The organism is Paenibacillus sp. tmac-D7, from assembly GCF_006519665.1.
Taxonomy (GTDB): domain Bacteria; phylum Bacillota; class Bacilli; order Paenibacillales; family NBRC-103111; genus Paenibacillus_G; species Paenibacillus_G validus.
The window spans coordinates 1-2,482 of the sequence record NZ_VIDW01000099.1 but is presented as its reverse complement, the minus strand read 5'-3'; the positions used below and the strand labels follow the sequence as shown (position 1 = coordinate 2,482).

1 protein-coding gene and 1 pseudogene are annotated in these 2,482 nt (G+C 67.1%); both read left to right on the top strand.

Annotation, left to right across the window (positions count from 1 at the left end; all coding sequences use genetic code 11):
* Window positions 1-316, top strand: a pseudogene (locus tag FKP33_RS27525) (hypothetical protein); the annotation flags it as partial.
* On the top strand, window positions 297-2,482 hold a 2,186-nt coding region (locus tag FKP33_RS26565), incomplete at its 3' end, for a transglutaminase-like domain-containing protein (protein WP_141336812.1). The pseudogene FKP33_RS27525 and the gene FKP33_RS26565, both read left to right, overlap by 20 nt.

Below are 2,482 nucleotides of genomic sequence, written 5' to 3'. Positions count from 1 at the left end.
CGAAGACGTCGGGGGGCGCACGCTGGAACTATATAGCCGCATGGGGCGCGAAGCGCTTGCTGCCGGCGGCGGTGCCGTCACGCTGGTGACGGCCCGCGCAGACGCGCAGCTGATCCCTGTGCTGCGCCGGCTGCCGGGACGGGCGGTGCAGCTCGTGTACGTGCAAGGCCCGTGGTCGCGCGGTAGCGCTGCCGCGGTGGAGTCGTGGCTGCAGCAGCTGGAGGCGCTCGGCTGCCGCGTGACCGTTGTGAGCGCGCTAGCTGTGTCCTCCGCGCCGCAGATGGGAGGTGACGGTTATGCCGCATCGGGACATTGACCGTCTGGCGGCGGGAGGGGGAGCGGGACAAATGCCGCATGTGGAGAACGCCTCCACGACCGCTGCGCTCGCCGCGATGCCTGACGCTCCGTCTGCATCGGTGGGGTTTTCCGGCTATTCGCCGCCGGGCCTAACGCCGCAGGCAGCGTACGTCTCCCCTGCAAGAGCGCTCGCCTCCGCGGACCGGGACTCGGGCTTCGCGGGCCAAACGCAGTCTGAGCCGCGCGCTTCGTGGGGCGAGGATGCCCTGCTGAGCTTGCTGCTGCTGCTGCTGCTGCTCGAATGGCTGTACCCGCTCGGCCGATTAGCCGAGGTCACCGAGCTTTATTCCATTGCTCCCTTCGTTTGGATGTTCTCGCTGTTCGTTCTGATCGACTCGTTTCGTCCGTCCGCCTGGGCGGTTTGGCCGCTGAAAGCCGCGGGGATCGTGCTGTTCACCGCTTGGCTGCACCACGGTCAAGCCTTTCCGAACGCGGAGGAATGGGCGATCTGGGGCCGGGAGCTGGCAGTCGATTGGAGCGAGGGACTGCAGGGCCGCTTAGGGGCGTGGGAGCCTGCGACGCGAACGCTGCTGTTCACGACCGGCTGGGCGTTCTTCATCTCGGTCGTGCAATCGCTTGTGCTCGATCGCCGTTCCATGTTTTGGCTGGTGCTGATGACGCTGGCGATTCCGATCTTGATGCAAACGGCGTTCGGGTTGGATGCATTAGGGTCCGTTTGCCGCTGCCTGGCTATCGGTCTGCTGCTTCAATTGCTGCTGCAGCCCGGACGTTATCGGCGCTGGCTTGCGGAGACGGGGACGCCGCCCGCGGCAGTGGGGGCGCCTGCGGACAGCCGCACGGTGCCGATCGCCGCTCAGGGCGTCTGGATGCCCGGTCTGCTGCTGCTTGCCGCCAGCCTCGCCGCCGGCGGTCTGGGCGTGCTGCTTCATCCGCAGCAGGCCCAGCCGCCCGATTGGTTGGCGTACATGCGGACGTGGGAAGAACATCTGGCAAACGGGTACCGTGCCGGCGCCTCCGATTCGGTGGCCCGCACAGGCTACGGAGCGGACGACAGCCTGCTCGGGCTGCCCTTGCGCGCCGATCCCGGCGTGGCTTTCACGGCGGTTACCGAGCGTCTGACCTATTGGCGCGGCGAAGCCAAGAGCCGTTATACGGGGCAAGGCTGGACGGAGCCCGAACCGACGATGCTCCAATCCCGCTTGGGCGAGCCGACGTCGGAACTGGCGGCTTCGTCCGCCTATACAGCCGTTATCCAGGAGGTGGCGTTAGCCGATTCGACGTTGAACCGCTTCCTGCTTGCGGGAGGGACGATCACCCGCGTCGACGCCTTGCAAACCGCACGGGGACAAGCCATCCCGGTCGATTGGGTGTGGAAGCAGGCGGAGACGGACCGATATGTGATGTCGGCGTTAACGGACCCGCTGTCGTTCTATCGTCTCGAAGCCCGCGTGCTGACCGACCGTTCGATGCTGCAGCGCGATGCGGGAACCGATTATCCCGCCGCCGTCCGCGAACGGTTCCTGCAGCTGCCTGAAGCGCTGCCGGAACGCGTCCGCGGGCTGGCGCGTCAAATTACGCAGCAGGCCGAGACGCCTTATGCGAAAGCCGACGCCATTGAGCGGTACTTGCGCGAGCATTACGCGTACCGCACGGACAATACGCGGCCCGCCGCGACCGGGGAGGACCTGGTTGACCGCTTCTTGTTCGAGCAGCGCGCCGGATACTGCGATCACTTCTCAACGGCGATGGTCGTGCTGCTGCGCGCTTCCGGCGTTCCCGCTCGCTGGGTGAAGGGGTTTACGCCCGGCGAAGTCGTCGCGTCGGAGAAGTTGGACGATAGGACACGATACAACGTGCAGGTGCGGCAGCAAGACGCCCATGCTTGGGTGGAGGTGTATTTCCCGACGGCCGGCTGGGCGCCCTTCGAGCCGACCCCCGGCTTTAACGGAGAAAGCGTGCCGCCGACCCCGCACACCGGGACAGCTGGGGCCGGGACGGAGGGACAGCCGTCTTCGAACCGCTGGACGGCCGGTGCCGCAGAGCGTATGCAAGCGGCGTACCGTGACCTGGCCGCCTCGCTGGACATACTCGGCGGACGCGCGAAGGCTGCTTGGGGCGGTGTCTCGGCCCGGCTTACCCGGCCGACGCTCGCCGCTGCCGCGGT